This window comes from Coralloluteibacterium thermophilum (genome assembly GCF_042654365.1).
GTDB classification, from domain to species: domain Bacteria; phylum Pseudomonadota; class Gammaproteobacteria; order Xanthomonadales; family Xanthomonadaceae; genus Coralloluteibacterium; species Coralloluteibacterium thermophilum.
The window spans coordinates 46,846-63,917 of record NZ_JBHSGG010000034.1 but is presented as its reverse complement, the minus strand read 5'-3'; the positions used below and the strand labels follow the sequence as shown (position 1 = coordinate 63,917).

General features: G+C 73.7%; 18 protein-coding genes. 11 read left to right on the top strand and 7 right to left on the bottom strand.

Going from position 1 to position 17,072, the window contains the following annotated elements; all coding sequences use genetic code 11:
• Positions 1-4: 4 nt before the first annotated feature.
• Both ACFO3Q_RS12625 and budC read right to left on the bottom strand, forming a co-directional pair.
• Entirely contained in the window at positions 5-574 is a 570-nt protein-coding gene (locus ACFO3Q_RS12625; RefSeq protein WP_377005077.1) for a cysteine hydrolase family protein, read from the bottom strand.
• 20 nt (positions 575-594) lie between these two features.
• Positions 595-1,359 (bottom strand): meso-2,3-butanediol dehydrogenase, encoded by a 765-nt coding sequence (budC, locus tag ACFO3Q_RS12620; protein ID WP_377005076.1) that lies wholly within the window; start codon positions 1,357-1,359, stop codon positions 595-597.
• A 151-nt stretch (positions 1,360-1,510) separates the two neighbouring features.
• Between budC and ACFO3Q_RS12615 the strand changes: the two genes are divergently transcribed.
• Both ACFO3Q_RS12615 and ACFO3Q_RS12610 read left to right on the top strand, forming a co-directional pair.
• Positions 1,511-1,864: a four-helix bundle copper-binding protein gene (locus ACFO3Q_RS12615; protein ID WP_377005075.1), complete on the top strand. Its 354-nt coding sequence runs from the start codon at positions 1,511-1,513 to the stop codon at positions 1,862-1,864.
• Positions 1,865-2,322: 458 nt separating this feature from the next.
• Positions 2,323-2,487: an oxidoreductase-like domain-containing protein gene (locus tag ACFO3Q_RS12610; RefSeq protein WP_377005074.1), complete on the top strand. Its 165-nt coding sequence runs from the start codon at positions 2,323-2,325 to the stop codon at positions 2,485-2,487.
• A gap of 21 nt (positions 2,488-2,508) precedes the next feature.
• On the opposite strand, the gene ACFO3Q_RS12605 is transcribed toward ACFO3Q_RS12610, so the two are convergent.
• Both ACFO3Q_RS12605 and ACFO3Q_RS12600 read right to left on the bottom strand, forming a co-directional pair.
• Positions 2,509-3,414 (bottom strand): hypothetical protein, encoded by a 906-nt coding sequence (locus ACFO3Q_RS12605; RefSeq protein ID WP_377005073.1) that lies wholly within the window; start codon positions 3,412-3,414, stop codon positions 2,509-2,511.
• Positions 3,415-3,523: 109 nt separating this feature from the next.
• A complete protein-coding gene (locus tag ACFO3Q_RS12600; RefSeq protein ID WP_377005072.1) occupies positions 3,524-4,447 on the bottom strand; it encodes a LysR substrate-binding domain-containing protein in 924 nt (307 codons plus the stop codon).
• A 119-nt stretch (positions 4,448-4,566) separates the two neighbouring features.
• Here ACFO3Q_RS12600 and dkgB point away from each other — a divergent pair, with 119 nt between their 5' ends.
• Together dkgB and ACFO3Q_RS12590 are read left to right on the top strand one after the other, a co-directional pair.
• Positions 4,567-5,370, top strand: coding sequence for a 2,5-didehydrogluconate reductase DkgB (dkgB, locus tag ACFO3Q_RS12595; RefSeq protein ID WP_377005071.1), 804 nt, complete (start codon positions 4,567-4,569; stop codon positions 5,368-5,370).
• A gap of 155 nt (positions 5,371-5,525) precedes the next feature.
• The gene (locus ACFO3Q_RS12590; protein ID WP_377005070.1) at positions 5,526-5,771 is read left to right on the top strand and encodes a hypothetical protein; all 246 of its coding nucleotides are present in this window, start codon (positions 5,526-5,528) and stop codon (positions 5,769-5,771) included.
• A gap of 969 nt (positions 5,772-6,740) precedes the next feature.
• Here ACFO3Q_RS12590 and ACFO3Q_RS12585 read toward each other — a convergent pair.
• Complete coding sequence (locus ACFO3Q_RS12585) at positions 6,741-6,866, bottom strand: hypothetical protein (RefSeq protein ID WP_377005069.1); 126 nt, start codon at positions 6,864-6,866, stop codon at positions 6,741-6,743.
• A gap of 251 nt (positions 6,867-7,117) precedes the next feature.
• A complete protein-coding gene (gene hglS / locus ACFO3Q_RS12580) occupies positions 7,118-8,491 on the bottom strand; it encodes a 2-oxoadipate dioxygenase/decarboxylase HglS (RefSeq protein ID WP_377005068.1) in 1,374 nt (457 codons plus the stop codon).
• Between the two features lie 218 nt (positions 8,492-8,709).
• Here hglS and ACFO3Q_RS12575 point away from each other — a divergent pair, with 218 nt between their 5' ends.
• Positions 8,710-10,632: a sodium:solute symporter family protein gene (locus ACFO3Q_RS12575; protein ID WP_377005067.1), complete on the top strand. Its 1,923-nt coding sequence runs from the start codon at positions 8,710-8,712 to the stop codon at positions 10,630-10,632.
• 3 nt (positions 10,633-10,635) lie between these two features.
• On the opposite strand, the gene queF is transcribed toward ACFO3Q_RS12575, so the two are convergent.
• Positions 10,636-11,463: an NADPH-dependent 7-cyano-7-deazaguanine reductase QueF gene (gene queF / locus ACFO3Q_RS12570; RefSeq protein WP_377005066.1), complete on the bottom strand. Its 828-nt coding sequence runs from the start codon at positions 11,461-11,463 to the stop codon at positions 10,636-10,638.
• A gap of 99 nt (positions 11,464-11,562) precedes the next feature.
• Here queF and ACFO3Q_RS12565 point away from each other — a divergent pair, with 99 nt between their 5' ends.
• The 6 genes from ACFO3Q_RS12565 to ACFO3Q_RS12540 are packed head-to-tail and all read left to right on the top strand — an operon-like array spanning position 11,563 to position 17,048.
• Complete coding sequence (locus tag ACFO3Q_RS12565) at positions 11,563-12,399, top strand: STAS domain-containing protein (RefSeq protein WP_377005065.1); 837 nt, start codon at positions 11,563-11,565, stop codon at positions 12,397-12,399.
• Between the two features lie 10 nt (positions 12,400-12,409).
• Positions 12,410-12,790 carry an STAS domain-containing protein gene (locus ACFO3Q_RS12560; RefSeq protein ID WP_377005064.1) on the top strand — a complete coding sequence of 127 codons (381 nt, stop codon included), beginning with the start codon at positions 12,410-12,412 and terminating at the stop codon, positions 12,788-12,790.
• On the top strand, positions 12,768-13,175 hold the full coding sequence (locus ACFO3Q_RS12555; RefSeq protein WP_377005063.1) for an anti-sigma regulatory factor: 408 nt from the start codon (positions 12,768-12,770) through the stop codon (positions 13,173-13,175). The genes ACFO3Q_RS12560 and ACFO3Q_RS12555 overlap by 23 nt, the downstream gene beginning before the upstream one ends.
• Before the next feature lie 11 nt (positions 13,176-13,186).
• On the top strand, positions 13,187-14,185 hold the full coding sequence (locus ACFO3Q_RS12550; protein ID WP_377005062.1) for an ATP-binding protein: 999 nt from the start codon (positions 13,187-13,189) through the stop codon (positions 14,183-14,185).
• Positions 14,182-14,997 carry a sensor histidine kinase gene (locus ACFO3Q_RS12545; RefSeq protein ID WP_377005061.1) on the top strand — a complete coding sequence of 272 codons (816 nt, stop codon included), beginning with the start codon at positions 14,182-14,184 and terminating at the stop codon, positions 14,995-14,997. The genes ACFO3Q_RS12550 and ACFO3Q_RS12545 overlap by 4 nt, the downstream gene beginning before the upstream one ends.
• Positions 14,994-17,048, top strand: a complete 2,055-nt coding sequence (locus ACFO3Q_RS12540) for a response regulator (protein ID WP_377005060.1) — start codon at positions 14,994-14,996, stop codon at positions 17,046-17,048. Before ACFO3Q_RS12545 ends, ACFO3Q_RS12540 begins: the two co-directional genes overlap by 4 nt.
• The last annotated feature ends 24 nt before the right edge of the window (positions 17,049-17,072 follow it).

Below are 17,072 nucleotides of genomic sequence, written 5' to 3'. Positions count from 1 at the left end.
GGACTCAGGCCGCGCGCAGGCGCCTCGGCGTCAGCGCGGTGGAGGGACGGATGTCGGCCTGCAGCGCGCCTTCGAGGTGCTGCAGTGCGCGGGTCTGCCGCGCGGCGGTCTCGCTCGCCATGCAGTCGCGCGGCACGAACACGGTGTAGCGGCGCATGTGCGCGTCCGCCGCGGTGGCCATCACGCAGCGGTCGCCGGCGACGCCAGTGAGGATCAGGCGCTTCGCGTCGAGATCCTCGAGGAGCATGTCCAGCGGCGAGCCGAAGAAGGCCGAATGCCGCGGCTTGAGCACGAAGTAGTCCTCGGGCCCCGGGCGGAGCATCTCGACGATGGGCGCCCCGTGCGGGCTGGCCGCCGCCGCCTCGATCGTCTGCCGGAAGTCGGAGCGCCAGCGGCCGTAGTTGTCGTTGGCGTAGATCGTCGGCACGCCCTGCCGGCCGAGCCGGGCCTTGAGCCGCGCGATGGCGCGCGCGGCAGGCAGGGCCCGCCGCGCCAGCGCCTCGCCGCGCGGGAAGTCGTAGTCGCTGATCATGTCGATGACGACCAGCGCCGTGCGCAGCGGGGCGGTGCTCATGGGCGCGGCCTCGGCATGGCTCAGGATCCGTAGAGCGGCTGGCCGTTGCCGGCGCTCAGCCCGCCGTCCACCGGCAGGTTGACCCCGGTCACGAAGCCGGCGTCGGCGCTCGCGAGGAACAGCACCACCCGCGCCACGTCCTCCGGCTCGCCGATGCGGTCGAGCGGGATGTGCCGCCGGAACAGCGGCACGGTGGTGCCGTCGTCGATCATGTCCTCGGTCATGCCGGTGCGGGTGAAGGTGGGGCAGACCGCGTTGACCCGCACGCCCGCGCGGCCGTGGTCGATGGCCATCGCCCGGGTGAGGTTGACGATCGCGCCCTTGGCCGCGTTGTACGCCGCCAGCCCGAGGTCGCCCCCGAGTCCCGATACCGAGGCGGTGTTGACGATGCAGCCGCGGCTGCGCTCCAGGTGCGGCATCGCCGCCCGCGACGCGAAGAACACCGCGTCCACGTCGGCGGCCATCACCCGCCGCCAGGTCGCGGCGTCGGTCTCGGTCACGCTGCCGGACGCCAGCACGCCGGCGTTGTTGAACAGCACGTCCAGGCCGCCGAAGCGCGCGACGGCGTTCTCGACCATGCCCTCGACCTCCGCCTGCTGCGCGACGTCGACCGTGCAGCTCAGGGTGTGCTCGTGCGGCAGCTCGGAGGCGACCTCGTCCAGCCTCGCCCTGTCGCGATCGACCAGCACGACCTTGGCGCCCTCGTGCGAGAACGCCCGTGCCGTCGCCGCGCCGATGCCGGACGCCGCGCCGGTGACGATCACCACCCTGTCCCTGAACCGCATGAACACCTCCGTCGCCGAGGACCGCGCGTGCCGCAGCGGGCACCGCCGCGGCACCGTAGCCAGCGCCGCTCCAAGGCGATGTGACGGGGCCCGCGCACGCCGCCTGCACCCCGCCCGCGCGATGCTCCGCTGCCCGACCCGGAGACGGACGATGGACACGCACCTCATCGACCTCGACGCCGACCTGCGCGACTGCATCGCGCAGTGCACCGCGTGCCACCAGGCCTGCACCGAGCTGGTCTCGCACTGCCTGGACCGCGGCGGCGAGCACGCCGCGCGCGCCCACATCAACCTGCTGCTGGCCTGCGCCGACATCTGCCGCACCAGCGCCGACACCATGCTGCGCCAGGTCCCGCAGCACGCCGCCACCTGCCGTGCCTGCGCCGAGCTGTGCACCGCCTGCGCCGACGAATGCGCCCGGATGGGCAGCGACGACCCGGTGATGCAGCGCTGCGCCGAGATCTGCCGCGCCTGTGCGGAGAGCTGCGAGGAGATGGCGGGATAGTGGCGGCCTGAAGGCCGAGAGCGTTGGCCTGTGAAGTTCGGCGGCCGCGCTTTCTCCTGCTCCTCACTTCTCAGTGTTTCGCTTCCCAGCGAAAAGCGCCCCCTCCCCAACCCTCCCCCGCTGTCCGCGGGGGAGGGGGCTGTGCGGCTGGCGAGTGAGTGGAGAGGAGTGAGAAACGAGGACGAGCGGTCGCACCGTCTCCCGCTCCCCACTCCTCATGTTCCCCGCCTCGCCGATCCCAAGCCCCACGCCCACGCGCCCCGCCCCTTCCCCCGCCTGCGGGGGAAGGCTGGGATGGGGGTGAGCGCGCGCAGCGCGCTGCCTGGCGAGTGGGAGAGGAGTGAGTAACGGGACGAGCCGCCGCGCGTTCTCTCGTGACCCGCTCCTCACCGCAACGCCGCTTGCCGGCCGGGCCCGGAGCCGGCAGGCTGGCCCGTCGTCCCTGCCGTTCCTGTTCCGTGTCCGATCCGGATCCCCGACCCGAACCGCCCGAGCCGCCGCTGCCCGGGGAGTGCTGCGAGAGCGGCTGCGATCCCTGCGTCTACGACCTGCATGCCGAGGCCATGGCGGCCTATCGCGAGGCGCTGGCCGCGTGGCGTGTGCGGCATCCGGACGAGGCCTGAGACCGCACTGCGGCCGCCGCGTCAGGGTGCGGCACGGCCGCCCTTCTCCACCGGCAGGCGCGCCTGCATGGCCGCGCGCAGGCGCTGCGCGAGGGTGTGGAAGCCGGCACCGGTCGGGTGCAGTTCGTCGAACCAGTCGTCCGGCGACGGCAGGCCGCCGCGCAGGTCGACGTAGTCGAACACCGGCGGCAGCGCCGGGTCCTCGCGCAACGGGCGCAGCACCTCGCGCTCGAAGTCGTCGATGAGCGTGTGCGCGAAGGCGAGCTGCTCCGCCGGGTCGGGCAGCGCGCGGCGCAGTCCCGGCACGATCCACGGTCCCGCGCCCTTCTTGAACAGCGCCGCCGCCCCGACGTTGGCGACGGTCAGCCGCGCCGGCACGCCGATCAACTGCGGGTAGTCGTAGGTGTGGGCGAGGATCGGCGTCCCCGGCCGCGCCGCACCGAAGGCGGCGATGAAGCGGGCGTAGGCCTGGCGCACCCGCGGGTAGATGCCGGAGCCGCGCATCCGCGCGAGCGCCGCGTCCAGGCCGAGGTCGGCCTCGCCGGCGAACAGGTCCAGCAGGAACTGCCCGGTGGCGTCGTTGCCGCCGGCGCTCAGCAGCACCAGGTCGAACTCGAAGCCGCGGTACCAGCGCAGGAGGTCGGCCACGTTGCGCGGGCCGAACATGGCTTCCGCGGTGTCGCCGATGCGTTCGGCGCGGAAGAACAGTCCGCCGCCCCCGAACACCGGCACGCCGCGCGCCGCGTCCTCGGGCGCGGGATAGACCAGCCAGTCGAGCAGGTTCATCGACAGCGGCGTGGAGAACCAGGAATCGCCCTCGCAGAACACCACCGGCGTCGCCGCCAGCCGGCGTCCGCGGTCGAGGTCGCGGTAGATCGCCCGGAACGCGCCCCGGCGCGTGGTCAGGATCGACTGCGAGATGGCCATGGCGCTCCCTGTCCGCTGCCCGCGGAGAGCGTGCCATAGCCTCCGCGGCGAGTGCGACGCGGCCGCGCGTCGCAGGGCCACCGTCTCCGCGCGCCGGCGGTCGCGGGTCTCATTCCGCCGCGCGCGGCCCGGGCGTGCGGGGCGGTGCGTCGCCGAGGTGGTGCGCGAGATGGTCGAGGAAGCACCCGATCCGCGCGGCCACCCCGGTGTTGCGGTAGTAGACCGCGTGGATGGCCTGCCGCGCCGGCAGCGTCGCCTCCGGAAGCACCTCCACGAGGGTTCCGGCGGCGCGGTCGGCGGCGGTCATGAAGTCGGCGAGGCAGGCGATGCCGACCCCGGCCAGTGCGAGCTGGCGCAGGGTCTCTCCGCTGGAGGCGGCCAGTGTCGGGCGGATCGCAAGGCCGTCCCCGCCCGCGTGCCGCAGCGGCCAGGTGTTGAGCGTGGCCGGCTGGGTGAAGCCCAGCAGCGCGTGCCGCGCGAGCGCCGCCGGATCGGCCGGCGTCCCGTGCCGCGCGAGGTAGTCCGGGCTCGCCAGCACCCGCAGGGCGCTGGTCCCCAGCGGCCGGGCGTGCAGGCTGGAGTCGCGCAGCGGGCCGATGCGCAGGGCGACGTCGGTGCGGCGCTCCAGGAGGTCGATGATGGCGTCGTCGCTGCTGAGCTCCAGCTCGACCTGCGGATAGGCCGCGCGGAAGCCGGGCACCAGCGGCACCACCACGTGCAGCATGAAGGGCGAGGCCGCGCTCACCCGGAGCCGGCCCGCGGGACGGTCGCGGCGCAGCGCGGCCGCCTCCTCCGCCGCGGCCAGCGCCGCCAGCACGCCCCGCGCGTCGCCCAGGAAGGCGGCGCCCTCCTCGGTGAGCGCGATGCGCCGCGTGGTCCGGTGCAGCAGGGTGCTGCCGAGCTTGGCTTCCAGCCGCGCCAGCGTGCGGCTCACGCCGGAGGCGGTCTGGCCGAGCTGGCGCGCCGCCGCGGTCAGCGAGCCGCAGTCGTTCACCGCCACGAAGGTCTGCAGTTCCTCGAACGTCGTCTTCATCCGTGAATTTGCGTCAACTGTGATCTGCGGGTCCTCCACTTTATCCGCACGGATCGTGGGCGGAGACTGCCGCGACCGCGCCGGTCCCTCCTGCGGCCGCGCCCCATCCTGGAGACGGCATGACCCTTCCCCTGTTCGGCCTCGGCACCTTCCGCCTCAAGGGCCAGACCGCCATCGACTCGGTACGCACCGGCCTCGAACTCGGCTACCGCCACATCGACACCGCCCAGATCTACGGCAACGAGGCCGAGGTCGGGCAGGCCCTGGCCGAGAGCGGCATCGACCGCGACGCGGTGTTCCTCACCACCAAGATCTGGACCGACAACCTCGGCGCCGACCGCCTCGCGCCCAGCCTGGAGGACAGCCTGCGGCGCCTGCGCACCGACCGCGTCGACCTCACCCTGATCCACTGGCCTTCGCCCGGCGGCGCCGTGCCGCTGCGCGAGAGCCTCGATGCGCTGCTCGCCGCGCGCGACCGCGGGCTCACCCGCGCCATCGGCGTGTCCAACTTCCCCATCGCCCTGATGCGCGAGGCGCTGGCCGCCACCGGCGAGGGCGTGCTGGCCACCAACCAGGTGGAGCTGCATCCCTACCTGCAGAACCGCGCCGTGCTCGCCTTCGCCCGCGAGCACGGCATCCGCGTTACCTCCTACATGACCCTGGCCTACGGCAAGGTGCTGGCGGACCCGGTCCTGGCCGAGGTGGCCGCCCGGCACGGCGCGACCACCGCCCAGGTCGCGCTGGCCTGGGCGATGCAGCAGGACATCGCGGTCATCCCGTCCTCGACCCGGCGGGCCAACCTCGAAAGCAACCTGCGCGCGCGCGACCTGCGCCTCGACGCCGAGGACATGGCGGCCATCGCCGCGCTCGACCGCAACCAGCGCCTCACCGACCCGGCGGGGCTGGCTCCGGCTTGGGACTGAACGCGCGGGGTAGGAAATTTCCTACCCCGCGATGCGCTTCCCGCCGGACGCGCCCCGGGGCCCCGCAGGCGCACGCTATGCCTCCCGACGGCCACGGGCGCACGGATGCGGCCGGATACGGATCGTGGCCGTCGGGGCTTTCGCCGGGAGCGCACATGACCCTCGTATTCGAAGCAAGGCAGGACGCCTGGAGCCATCGCTGGGTCGTGACCCGCGACGGTTCGGTGATGGAGCGCGGCCTGCCCAACCGCGAGGCCGCCCTCGGCGCGGCCGTCCTGCTCGCCCAGGCCGAGCACCGCCGCAACGGCACCGAGGTCCAGGTGCGCGTCCAGTACGGCAAGGGCGACGTGCGCCTGGAGCGCAGCTACGGCGTTCCGCAGAGCTGGGTCGACGCCCGCTGACGCCCGCGTGGGCGCCTCGCGCGGGACGCACTGCGCCAGCGCCATTTCGGAGCACCCATACTTCTCCCCACGCCACATCGTCCGTCCGTCGCCAACGGTGTCGGACGCAGGTCTGTGCGCGGCAGGCGTGGCAGTCGGGGACGCGCTGGCACCTCGCTCCACACGGTCCGCGGCAGCGGAGCGTGGTCGAGGGATGGCGTCGAGCACCGCGTCTTCCGAGCTGCCTGCATGGCAGTCAACCGCTCGCGCGGGTCAGCCCGAACGTCACCGGGAGTTTCTGGGCTGCCTACACGGCCGCGAAAAAATCAGCGTGCAGTAGTCCAGTGCAGACATCTTTGAGCTGCCTGTGTTGAGCGCGGCACCATCGAGTAGGTCCGTCACATTGACGGCGGAAGTCGTATCCCCGCGCTCCTACGGAGCCCGACCCAACGTGCTGGACATCCTCGTCAACCCGGAGTTTCTATCCACGCGCACGCGGGGATGAACCGATCGCTAGCGCGCACACAATGCAGTTTCCAGGGTGTTCCCCGCGCACGCGGGGATGAACCGCCGACGCGATGCCGGTGGCGCCGACCTACGTCGTGTTCCCCGCGCACACGGGGATGAACCGACCGCCTGAGCCATCCACCAGGCCAAGCCCATGTGTTCCCCGCGCACGCGGGGATGAGCCGCCCGTTGGCGCGAGGCACCCACAGGCGACGAGGTGTTCCCTGCGCTCCTACAGAGCGGAACTAACGCCGAACACCCAAAAGAGCTCGTCGAAGTAGTTTCTACCCACGCGCTCCCATGGCGCGCGGCCCGGCCGGCGGCCGGAGGTGCGGCGTGCTCAGCCCGTTTCCATCCACGCGCTCCGGTGAAACGTGACGGAACAGGATGGATCCGGTCCGGTCCGGTCCGGGCCGCGTCCACCCGCGCCTGCGGTGCCGTGCAGGCAACGTCGGACGGGTGTGGTGTCGCTGGGCGGGACGCTCAGTGCGGCGCGCCCTGCGGCGGGGGCGTCGGGGTGGGTTCGGGTTCGCGCTGGCAGGCGCTGGTCGCCATGAGCAGGGCGAGGGCGGCGAGCAGGGAGACGAGGCGGATCGGCGGACGGGACATGGCGAACTCCTGAGGGGCGCACGGACGTGCGCACCCAGCCTCGCGCAGTGCGGGTGGGCGCGATGTCGCCGTCGCGTCTCCGCACCGGTCCCGGATCTGCAGGTGTCCCCGGGGAATCGCGTCCGACGGCATCCGGCCCCCGGACGCGCCGCCGCGCGGCGGCGCGGGATGCGCGATGCGCGCACGACCTGCGGGGCGGTCGCACCGACCGTGGCGTCGGGCGCGGCCCGGACGCGCCGCAGCGGGCGCGCCTATCTCAGCCCGTCGCGCACCGCCGCGACGGAAGCCGCCTGCTCGGCCTCGTACAGTGCGAACTCGTCGGCCACGGGCGCGCCCAGGGCCGCCTCGAAGGCGGCGCGGTTGGCCTGCGCGGCGTAGGCCTTCCGCTCCTCACCGCCCAGGTTGGACTGGAAGATCCCGGCGGCGCTCACCGGCAGGAAGTCCTCGTAGACGATGGGGTCGGCGCGCACCAGTCCCGCCTCGACGAGCGCGTCGAGCGGCCGGTCGGCGAGGCCGGTGCCTCGAGCGGCCCGGCCGGCGTCGGTCAGCGCGTAGCGGAAATAGCCCAGGCGCTCGCGGCGGAGCGTCGCCTCGTCGTCGGGGAAGGCTGCGAAGGCCGTCGCGAGGCGTCCGGCGTAGCCGGCGTCGGTGCTGCCGGCCCCGTCGGCCTCGCGCGCCTGCGCGAGCAGGGCGTCGTACCGCGCGCGTCCGGCCGGCGTCAGCGCCAGGCCGCGCTGTTCGATCTCGCCGAAGCGGGCGGTGTGGGTGCCCGCGGTGGCGCCGTCCGCACCGGGGAAACGCACGGCCTCCTCCAGCGCCTTGAAGCTGGTCTGGCGCAGCAGGATCGGCACTCGCCGCGCGGGTGGCCCCTCGATCACCGCCTTGGCGCCGATGCCGTGCCGCGGCATGGCGGCCTGCGCCGCGTCGATGTCGAGCGTGCGCGGGGTGAGGTGGTTGATGTGCGGGCCGCGGAAGCAGACCACGTCGGCGACGAGCCGGTGCGCATCGTGCAGGGCGCGGTAGGTGTCGATGTCGACGGTCGCCTCGCCGTGCCAGCGGAAGGTCTCCAGCGCCGCGGCGACGAAGCGCTCGGCGTCCGCCTCGTCCAGGCCGCCCTCGGCCTCGGCCTGGGCGATGAGCCGCAGCGTGTCCGGCACGAAGATCTCGCGCCGGGCCAGGATCGCGGCCGCCTGCGCGCGCAGCGCCGCGTCCTCGATCAGCTCCAGGCGCAGCAGCGAGGTGAACACGCGGAACGGGTTCGCCGCCAGCGCGGCGCGCTCGACGGGCCGGAAGGCGGTCGAATGCACCGGTACGCCGGCGACGGCGAGGTCGTAGTAGCCGACGGGGTGCATGCCCATCACCGCGAACAGGCGCCGCAGCGTGGCCAGTTCGCGCGCGCTGCCGACACGGATCGCACCGTGGCGCTCCTCGTCCAGCCGCGCGCGCTCGCCGGCCGCGTCGAGTCGCGCGGCCAGTGCCGGGTCCGCGGCCAGGGCGGCCGCGTTGATGTCGGCGACGAGGCGGAGCAGGGTGCCGTACTGCGGCACCTCGGCGCGGTACATCTCGGACATCGCGCGCGAGAATCGCGCGCGGATGGCGTCGGGCGGGACGAAGCGGACGGACATGGCGGCTGCGGAGCGGAACGGACCGCGATTCTCCCGCGATGCGCAGCGGCGCGCACCCTTCACGCACCGGTGATGGCGCCGCCGCGAGGGTCGTGGCGTCGCGGCGCGAGGCCGCGCGGCGTGGCAGGTGCGGAGGCGATGGAGGCGACACGACGCAGGACGTCCCCGCGGCGCGCGGGCCGCGACCCCGGAGGGCGCGCGCCGGCGCGGGCGGCGGCATGATCGACCTGCTGATCGTCCTGCTGTTCCTCGCCTACGCGGTGCTCTCGGGGCTGCGCGCGCGCCGCGCCGCCTCGCGCAACCTGGAGGAGTACTTCCTCGCCGGCCGCAAGGCGCCGGGCTGGAAGGTCGGGCTGTCGATGTCCGCCACCCAGTTCGCCGCGGACACGCCGCTGCTGGTGGCGGGCCTGGTGGCGACGGCCGGCGTCTTCGCGCTGTGGCGCCTGTGGATCTACGGTCTGGCCTTCCTGCTGCTCGCCTTCGTGCTCTCGGCGCTGTGGCGGCGCAGCGGGGTGCTCACCGACGCCGAGCTGGCGGAGGCGCGCTACAGCGGCCGCGGCGTGCTCGCGCTGCGCGGGCTCAAGGCGATCTACTACGGCACCGTCATCAACTGCGTGGTGATGGCGATGGTGCTGGTCGCGGCGGTGCGCATCGCCGAGGTGTTCCTGCCGTGGCACGCCTGGCTGCCGGAAGGCGCCTACCGGCTGGTGCTCGACCTGGTGAACGCGACCGGCCTGCGCCTGGGCGAGAGCGCCACCGGGCTGCCGGCCGACGTCGCCACGGCCGACAGCCTGATCTCGATCCTGCTGATCGTCGCCTTCTCGGCGACCTATTCCATCACCGGCGGACTGCGCGCGGTCATCAACACCGACGTGCTCCAGCTCGGGATCGCCCTCGTCGGCACCGCGGCCTACGCCTGGTTCGTGCTGGCCGCGGCGGGCGGCGTGGCCGGCCTCGGCGAGCGCGTAGTGGCGCTCTACGGCGAGGTGCGGGCCGCGCAGCTGCTGTCCTTCGCGCCCCCGGCGAGCGCGCGCGAACTCCTGCTGCCCTTCCTCGTGGTGGTGAGCATGCAGTGGCTGTTCCAGATGTACGCGGACGGCACCGGCTACCTCGCGCAGCGCTCGATGGCCTGCCGCAGCGACCGCGACGCGCGCGTGGCCGGGGTGGTCTTCGCCTGGGTCCAGATCCTGCTGCGCAGCCTGCTGTGGCTGGGCATCTGCGTGGGCCTGCTGGTCCTGTACCCGTTCACGCCGGCCGAAGCGGCCGAGCCGGCCTTCGCCGCGGCGCGCGAGCTGCTGTTCGTGCAGGGGATCCAGGACCTGATGCCGCCGGGGCTGCGCGGGCTGATGCTGGTCGGCCTGCTGGCCGCGCTGGCCTCGACGGTGGACACCCACCTGAACTGGGGCGCCTCGTACTGGAGCAACGACGTCTACGACCGCATCGTCTGCCGCGCGTGGCTGCGGCGCGAGCCGGGCAACCGCGAGCTGGTCCTGGTGGCGCGCCTGTCGAACCTGCTGATCCTGGCGATCGCGGTGGCGGTCATGGCCAACCTGGGTTCGATCCAGACCGCCTGGTTCGTCTCGCTGCTGTTCGGCGCGGGCATGGGCCCGGCGCTGCTGCTGCGCTGGCTGTGGGAGCGCGCCAGCCTCTACACCGAGCTGGCGGCGATGGTCGCCTCGCTCGTCACCGCGCCGCTGCTGCTGTGGCGCTTCGGCACCGACCCGGACCTCGAATGGGTGCGCCTGTCGCTGATGGCACTGGTGCCCACGACCGTCGCCGTCGTCGCGACGCTGTGCACGCCGCCGACAGACCGCGCGGTGCTGGACCGGTTCTACGCCCGCGTGCGGCCGGTCGGAGCCTGGGGCCGCACGGCGGTGCGCGCCGGCATGCCGGCCGCCGCGCCGCGGCGCGCCCTGTTCGCGCAGCTCGGCGTGGTCGCGGTCGCGGCGGTGTCGCTGTTCTCGGTGCTGTTCGGCTGCGGGCGCCTGCTGCTGCCGGCGCCCGGGGCCTCGCCGCTGTTCGCCTGGGGCGCCCTCGCGCTCGGCCTGCTGCTGGTGCCCTGGTGGTGGCGGGCGCTGCGCGCACCGCCGGCGCTGCCGCGCGTCCTGCCCGGGGCCGCCGACGCGCGGGCGATGCCGTAGCCGCTACTGCCGCGCGCCGCGCGGATTGGGCGGGACCTCGCCTGGCGCGCTGCTGCGGAAGGGATTGATGTCGAGCCCGCCGCGGCGGGTGTAGCGCGCGTACACGCTCAACCGTTCCGGCCCGCAGTGGCGCTGCAGGTCGCAGAAGATGCGCTCCACGCACTGCTCGTGGAAATCGGCGTGCTCGCGGAAGGAGACGAGGTAGCGCAGCAGGCCGGCGCGGTCGATGCGCGGCCCGGCGTAGCGGACCTGCACGCTCGCCCAGTCGGGCTGGCCGGTCACCGGGCAGTTCGACTTCAGCAGGTGCGAGACCAGGGTCTCCTCGACCCGGCATCCCGCGTCCGCGGCCAGGAAGGCCGGCTGCGGCGGGCCGTAGCTGTCGATGGCCACGTCCGCGTCGTCGATCGGGTCGCCTTCGAGCGGCGCCAGGGCGCAGGCGTCGAAGCGGGCCGCCGGGACCAGTTCGACCGTCACCGGCGCGCCGGCCGCGGCGGACAGGTCCCGGGCCAGCAGCGCGCGCACCGCCTCCGCATCGGTGACGACGTGCGCGTTCAGCGAGTTCAGGTAGAGCTTGAAGCTCTTGGACTCGATCAGGTGGCTGCTGGTCGCGGGGACCGAGAACGTCGCGACGGCGACGTGCGGCTTGCCGCGCGCATCCAGCCAGGACAGTTCGTAGCCGTTCCAGATGTCCACGCCATGGAAGGGCGGGGTGCCGGCGATGCCGATCGCCGCGCGCCCGGTCGCGCGCGGGATCGGGAACAGCAGCTCCGGCTGGTAGCGCGTGGGGTAGGGCGTCTCGCGGCCGAGGGAAGAGTCGTGGGGGGTGCTCATGCGGGGATTCTACCGGCGCCCACGGCCGCGGCCTTCGCGGAGACGTCACGCCGCATCCGCACCCTGTTCGGCCTTTCGTCGAACATGGGGAATGTCCGGATGAGCCTGCGCCCGACCACTGCCACCGCCATCGCCGAACGTCGCCAGCAGCTTCTCGACCAGTGGCTGGCGCAGCTCGCGGAATCGGGCGTCACCCAGGACCGACGCGCCGGCGTCGACGAGGTGCGCAGCCAGGCCGCCGAGTTCCTGGGGCTCTTCGCGGACGCCGTGTCCGGCTCGGGCGAGGCGGCGTGGACGCCGGTGCGCGCCTTCCTCGACGGCCTGTCGCGGCGCCGCGCGACGCTGGGCTTCAGCGCCGAGCAGACCGCCACCTTCATCTTCTCGTTCAAGCGGCCGCTGTTCGCCCTGCTCGAGGACATCCACGCCGGCGACGCGGCGACCTGCGCCAGCGAGATCTGGGCCGCGTCGGAGCTGATCGACGGCCTCGGCATGCACACGGTCAACGCCTTCCAGCTCTCGCGCGAGCAGGTCATCGCGCGCCAGCAGGAAGAGCTGCTGGAACTCTCCACGCCCGTGGTCAAGCTGTGGGACGGCATCCTCGCGCTGCCGATGATCGGCACGCTCGACAGCGCGCGCACCCAGGTGGTCATGGAGTCGCTGCTCCAGCGCATCGCCGAGACCGGCGCCGGCATCGCCATCATCGACATCACCGGCGTGCCGACCGTGGACACCCTGGTCGCGCAGCACCTGCTCAAGACCGCCACCGCGATCCGCCTGATGGGCGCGGACTGCATCATCAGCGGCATCCGCCCGCAGATCGCGCAGACCATCGTGCACCTCGGCGTGGACCTCCAGGGCATCCAGACCAAGGCCAACCTGGCGGACGCGCTGGCGCTGGCCCTGAGCCGCATCGGTCGCGCCGTGGTCGAAGCCTGAGGGCATCCGCATGGACCGCATCCCCATCCTGCGCATGGGCGACGTGCTGCTGGTGACCATCCAGGTCGAGCTGCACGACGACATCGCGCTCGCGCTGCAGGACGACCTCGCCGCGCGCATCAGCCAGACCGGCGCGCGCGGCGTGCTCATCGACATCTCCGCGCTGGAGCTGGTGGATTCCTTCATCGGCCGCACGATCGCGACCATCTCCGGCATCGCCGCGATCATGGACGCGCGCACCGTGGTGGTCGGCATGCAGCCGGCGGTCGCCATCACCCTCGTCGAGCTGGGCCTGTCGCTCCCGAACGTGCTGACCGCACTCGACGTCGAGCGTGGCATGCGCCTGCTGGGCATCACCCGGAGCGTCGATGCCGACCGTCGTACGCGCTGAGGTCCTGCCGCTCCGCGTCGAACAGGACGTCGTCCTCGCGCGACAGCTCGTCAGGCGCCTCACCCAGGAGACGGGGTTCCGCCTCGTCGACCAGACCAAGCTCGTGACCGCCGCCAGCGAGCTGTCGCGCAACACCGTGGTCTACGGCCTCGGCGGCGAGATGCGCGCCGAGGTGCTGGAGGACGGCGCGCGCACCGGCGTGCGCCTGGTCTTCTCCGACCAGGGCCCGGGCATCCCCGACATCGACCAGGCCCTGACCGACGGCTGGACCTCCGGCAGCGGGCTGGGCATGGGGCTCGGCGGCTCGCGCCGGCTGGTCAACGAGTTCGACATCGCGTCGGCGCCGGGCGCCGGGACGCGCGTCACCGTCGTGCGCTGGCGCTGAGGACGACGCCGATGGCGCAGATCCACTGCCAGGTCACGGACGCCAGCGAGGTCGGCCAGGCGCGGCGGGTGGGCGCCGGGCTCGCGCGCGAGGCCGGACTGGACGAGACCGAGGCCGGGCGGCTGGCCATCGTCGTCACCGAGCTGGGCAACAACCAGGTCCGGCACGCCGGCGGCGGCGAGCTGCTGCTGCGCGCGATGGACGGGCCGCGCCAGGGCGTCGAGGTGCTGGCGATCGACCGCGGCCGCGGCTTCGATCCCGCGCGCTGCCTGGTGGACGGCTACTCGACGGCGGGCACCGCCGGCACCGGGCTCGGCGCCATCCAGCGGCTCTCCTCCACCTTCGACCTGTGGAGCGACGCGCGCGGCAGCGTGCTGGTGAGCCGCATCGAGCGCGGGCGGCCCGGCGCACGCGCGCCCTCGCCCGACTGGGGGGTGGTCAACCTTCCGCTGCCGGGCGAGCAGGACTGCGGCGACACCTGGTGCGTGCGGCCCCGGGGCGATGGCGTGCTCGCCATCGTGATCGACGGCCTCGGCCACGGCAGCGCGGCGGCGGCTGCCGCGCGCGCGGGGCGCGCCGGCTTCGAGGGCAGCCGGGCGGAGGCGCCGGACGAGGTGCTGGAAGCCGTGCACGCGGCCATGGCCGGAACCCGTGGCGGCGCGGTCAGCGTCGCCGGCGTGGATCCCGCCCGCGGGCGCGTCGTCGCCGCCGGGATCGGCAACGTCGGCGTGCTGCTGGCGACCGCCGAGCGCAGCCGCGGGCTGCCCTCGCAGAGCGGCATCGTCGGCCAGGGTCCGGCGCGGCGCCGGCAGTCCTACGCGCTGGACTTCGAAGGCGGCGCCCGCCTGCTGATGTTCTCCGACGGCCTGCAGTCGCGGTTCTCGCTGCGCGACTACCCCGGCCTGCTGAACTACCACCCCGCGGTGCTCGCGGGCGTGCTCTACCGCGACTTCCGCCGCGGCAACGACGACGTCACCGTGCTGGCCCTTTCCCTAGGCTCGTCCGCATGATGCCGGCCGACGTCCCCACGCCCGAGCAGAACGCCGCCCAGGCCGAGCTGGCCGTGGTCGCGCTCTACGCCGAGATCGAGGACCAGGCCGAGCGCCTGCGCCAGGCCTCGGAGCTCAAGAGCCGGTTCCTGTCGCACATGAGCCACGAGTTCCGGGCTCCGCTGGGCGCCATCCGCAGCATGGCGCGGCTGCTGCTCGACGAGGTCGACGGGCCGCTGGCGGGCGAGCAGCGGGTCCAGGTCGAGTTCATCGCCGGCGCCGCCACCGAGATGTCCGAGATGGTCGACGACCTGCTCGACCTGGCCCGCGTGGAGGCGGGGCGCATCAGCATCTCGCCGGGCTGGTTCACGCTGGTGGACGTGTTCGCGGCGCTGCGCGGCATGTTCCGCCCGATCGTCGCCAACGGCGCGGTGCAGCTCGTGTTCGAGGACCCCGGCGCGCTGCCGCGGATGTACTCCGACGACCGCAAGCTCTCGCAGATCCTGCGCAACTTCATCTCCAACGCGCTCAAGTTCACCACCCGCGGCGAGGTCCGCGTGGCCGCGTGCCGGCTCGACGACGGGCGCATCCGCTTCACCGTCAGCGATACCGGCCCGGGCATCGCGCCCGAGCAGATCCCGACCCTGTTCGACGAGTTCGTGCAGGTCGACACGCCGCTGCAGCGCAAGTTCCGCGGCAGCGGCCTGGGCCTGGCGGTGTGCCGGCGCTTCGCCGAACTGCTGCGGGGCGAGGTCGCCTGCGAGAGCCGCCTCGGCGCGGGCTCGACCTTCAGCGTGACCCTGCCCGAGCGGCTGGAGGACGTTCCGGAATGAACGGGGGACGGGACACGGCGCGCATCCTGATCGTCGACGACAACGCCGCCAGCCGCTACGCCACCCGCCGCATCCTGAGCGCCCGCGGACACGCGACGGTCGAGGCCGCCACCGGCGGCGAGGCCCTGACCCTGGCCGACGCGGACATCGACCTGGTCATCCTCGACGTCAACCTGCCGGACCTGTCCGGCTTCGAGGTCTGCCGGCGCCTGCGCGCCTCGGCGACCACCGCCGCCACGCCCATCGTGCATCTCTCCGCGGCCGCGGTGACCACGCCCGACGTGGTCACCGGCTTGGAGGGCGGCGCCGATGCCTACCTCGTGCATCCGGTGGATCCGTCCATCCTCCTCGCCACGGTGGGCAGCCTGCTGCGCGCACGCCGCGCCGAGCTCGGCATGCGCCGCAGCGAGGCGCGCTTCCGCGCGGTGTTCGAGATGGCCGGCGCCGGCATCGTGCTGCTCAGCGCGGGCTTCGAGCTGGGCGAGGTCAACCCCACCTTCGCGCAGATGCTGGGCATGCCGCCCGAGGCGCTGCGCGGCACCCCGGTCTCGGCCCTCGTCGCCGACGCCGCCGGCAGCCGCCTGGAGGCCGCGCGCGGCGCGCTGGCGCGCGAGGGCACCTGGCTCGGCACCCTGCCGCTGCGGGCCGCCGACGGCCGCGTGGTCGAGACCGAGTGGCGCCTCGGCCACCACACCGACCCGGCCACCCTGCTCGCCACCGTCACCGACGTCACCGAGCGCCAGGCCATGGAACGCCTGCGCGAGCTGGTGCTGGAGCGCGAACGCCAGGCGCGCAGCGCGGCCGAGCGCCACAGCGAGGGGCTGGAGCACGACATCTGGGCGCGCACCGCCGAGCTGATCGAGGCCAACGCCCGCCTCGAGGCCGAGGTGCGCGAGCGCGAGCGCGCCGAGGAACAGCTGCGCCAGTCGCAGAAGATGGACGCGGTCGGCCGTCTCACCGGCGGCATCGCGCACGACTTCAACAACCTGCTGACCGGCATCACCGGCAACATGGAGCTGCTCAAGCGGCGCCTGCAGCAGGGGCGGTTCGAAGGCGCGGAACGCTACGCCGACGCCGCGCTCGCCGCCTCGGAGCGCGCGGCCGCGCTGACCCATCGCCTGCTCGCCTTCTCGCGCCAGCAGATGCTCGCGCCCACCAGCGTGGACGCCCACGCGCTCGCGCTGTCGATGCAGGACATGCTGCAGCGGACCCTCGGCGAGTCGATCCGCCTCGACATCGTCGCCCACGGCGCGCCCTGGTGCGTGCTGTGCGACGCCAACCAGCTCGAGAACGCGCTGCTGAACCTCGTCATCAACGCGCGCGACGCGCTGCCCGCCGGCGGCACCATCGCCGTCACGGTGCGCAACCTGGAGCCCGGCGCCGCCCGCAGCCCGCGCCTGCCGGACGAACTGGTGGCGGTGGAGGTCGCCGACACCGGCACCGGCATGAGCCGCGACGTGGTCGACAAGGTGTTCGAGCCCTTCTTCACCACCAAGCCGCCGGGCCAGGGCACCGGCCTCGGCCTGTCGATGGTCTACGGTTTCGTGAAGCAGTCCGGCGGCGACATCGAGATCGCCTCGACGCCGGGCGAAGGCACCCTCGTGCGCCTGCTGCTGCCGCGCGCGCACGACGCGCCCGGCGAGGCGCGGCGCGAGGCCCGGCCGCCTGCGCCGGTCGCGGCCCGGGGCGAGTCGCTGCTGGTGGTCGAGGACAACCCGCAGGTGCGCGCGGTGACCGTCGAGGCGCTGCGCGAACTGGGCTATGCGGTGATCGAGGCCGCCGACGCCGACGAGGCGCTGCAGCTCCTCGCCAGCGCGCGCGAGGTCGACCTGGTGATCTCGGACATCGGCCTGCCCGGCGGCGACGGCCGGCAGATGCTCGCCCGGGCGCGCATGCTGCGGCCCGAGCTGCGCGCGCTGCTGGTCACCGGCTACGCCCAGCAGCGCGAGCCCGACGTCGAGTCCGACCCGCGACTGACCCGCACCCTCACCAAGCCGCTGTCGCTCCAGGCCCTGGCCGACGCGGTGCGCAGCATGCTCGACGCGCCATAGCGGCCGGATCCGCGCCAAGCAAAA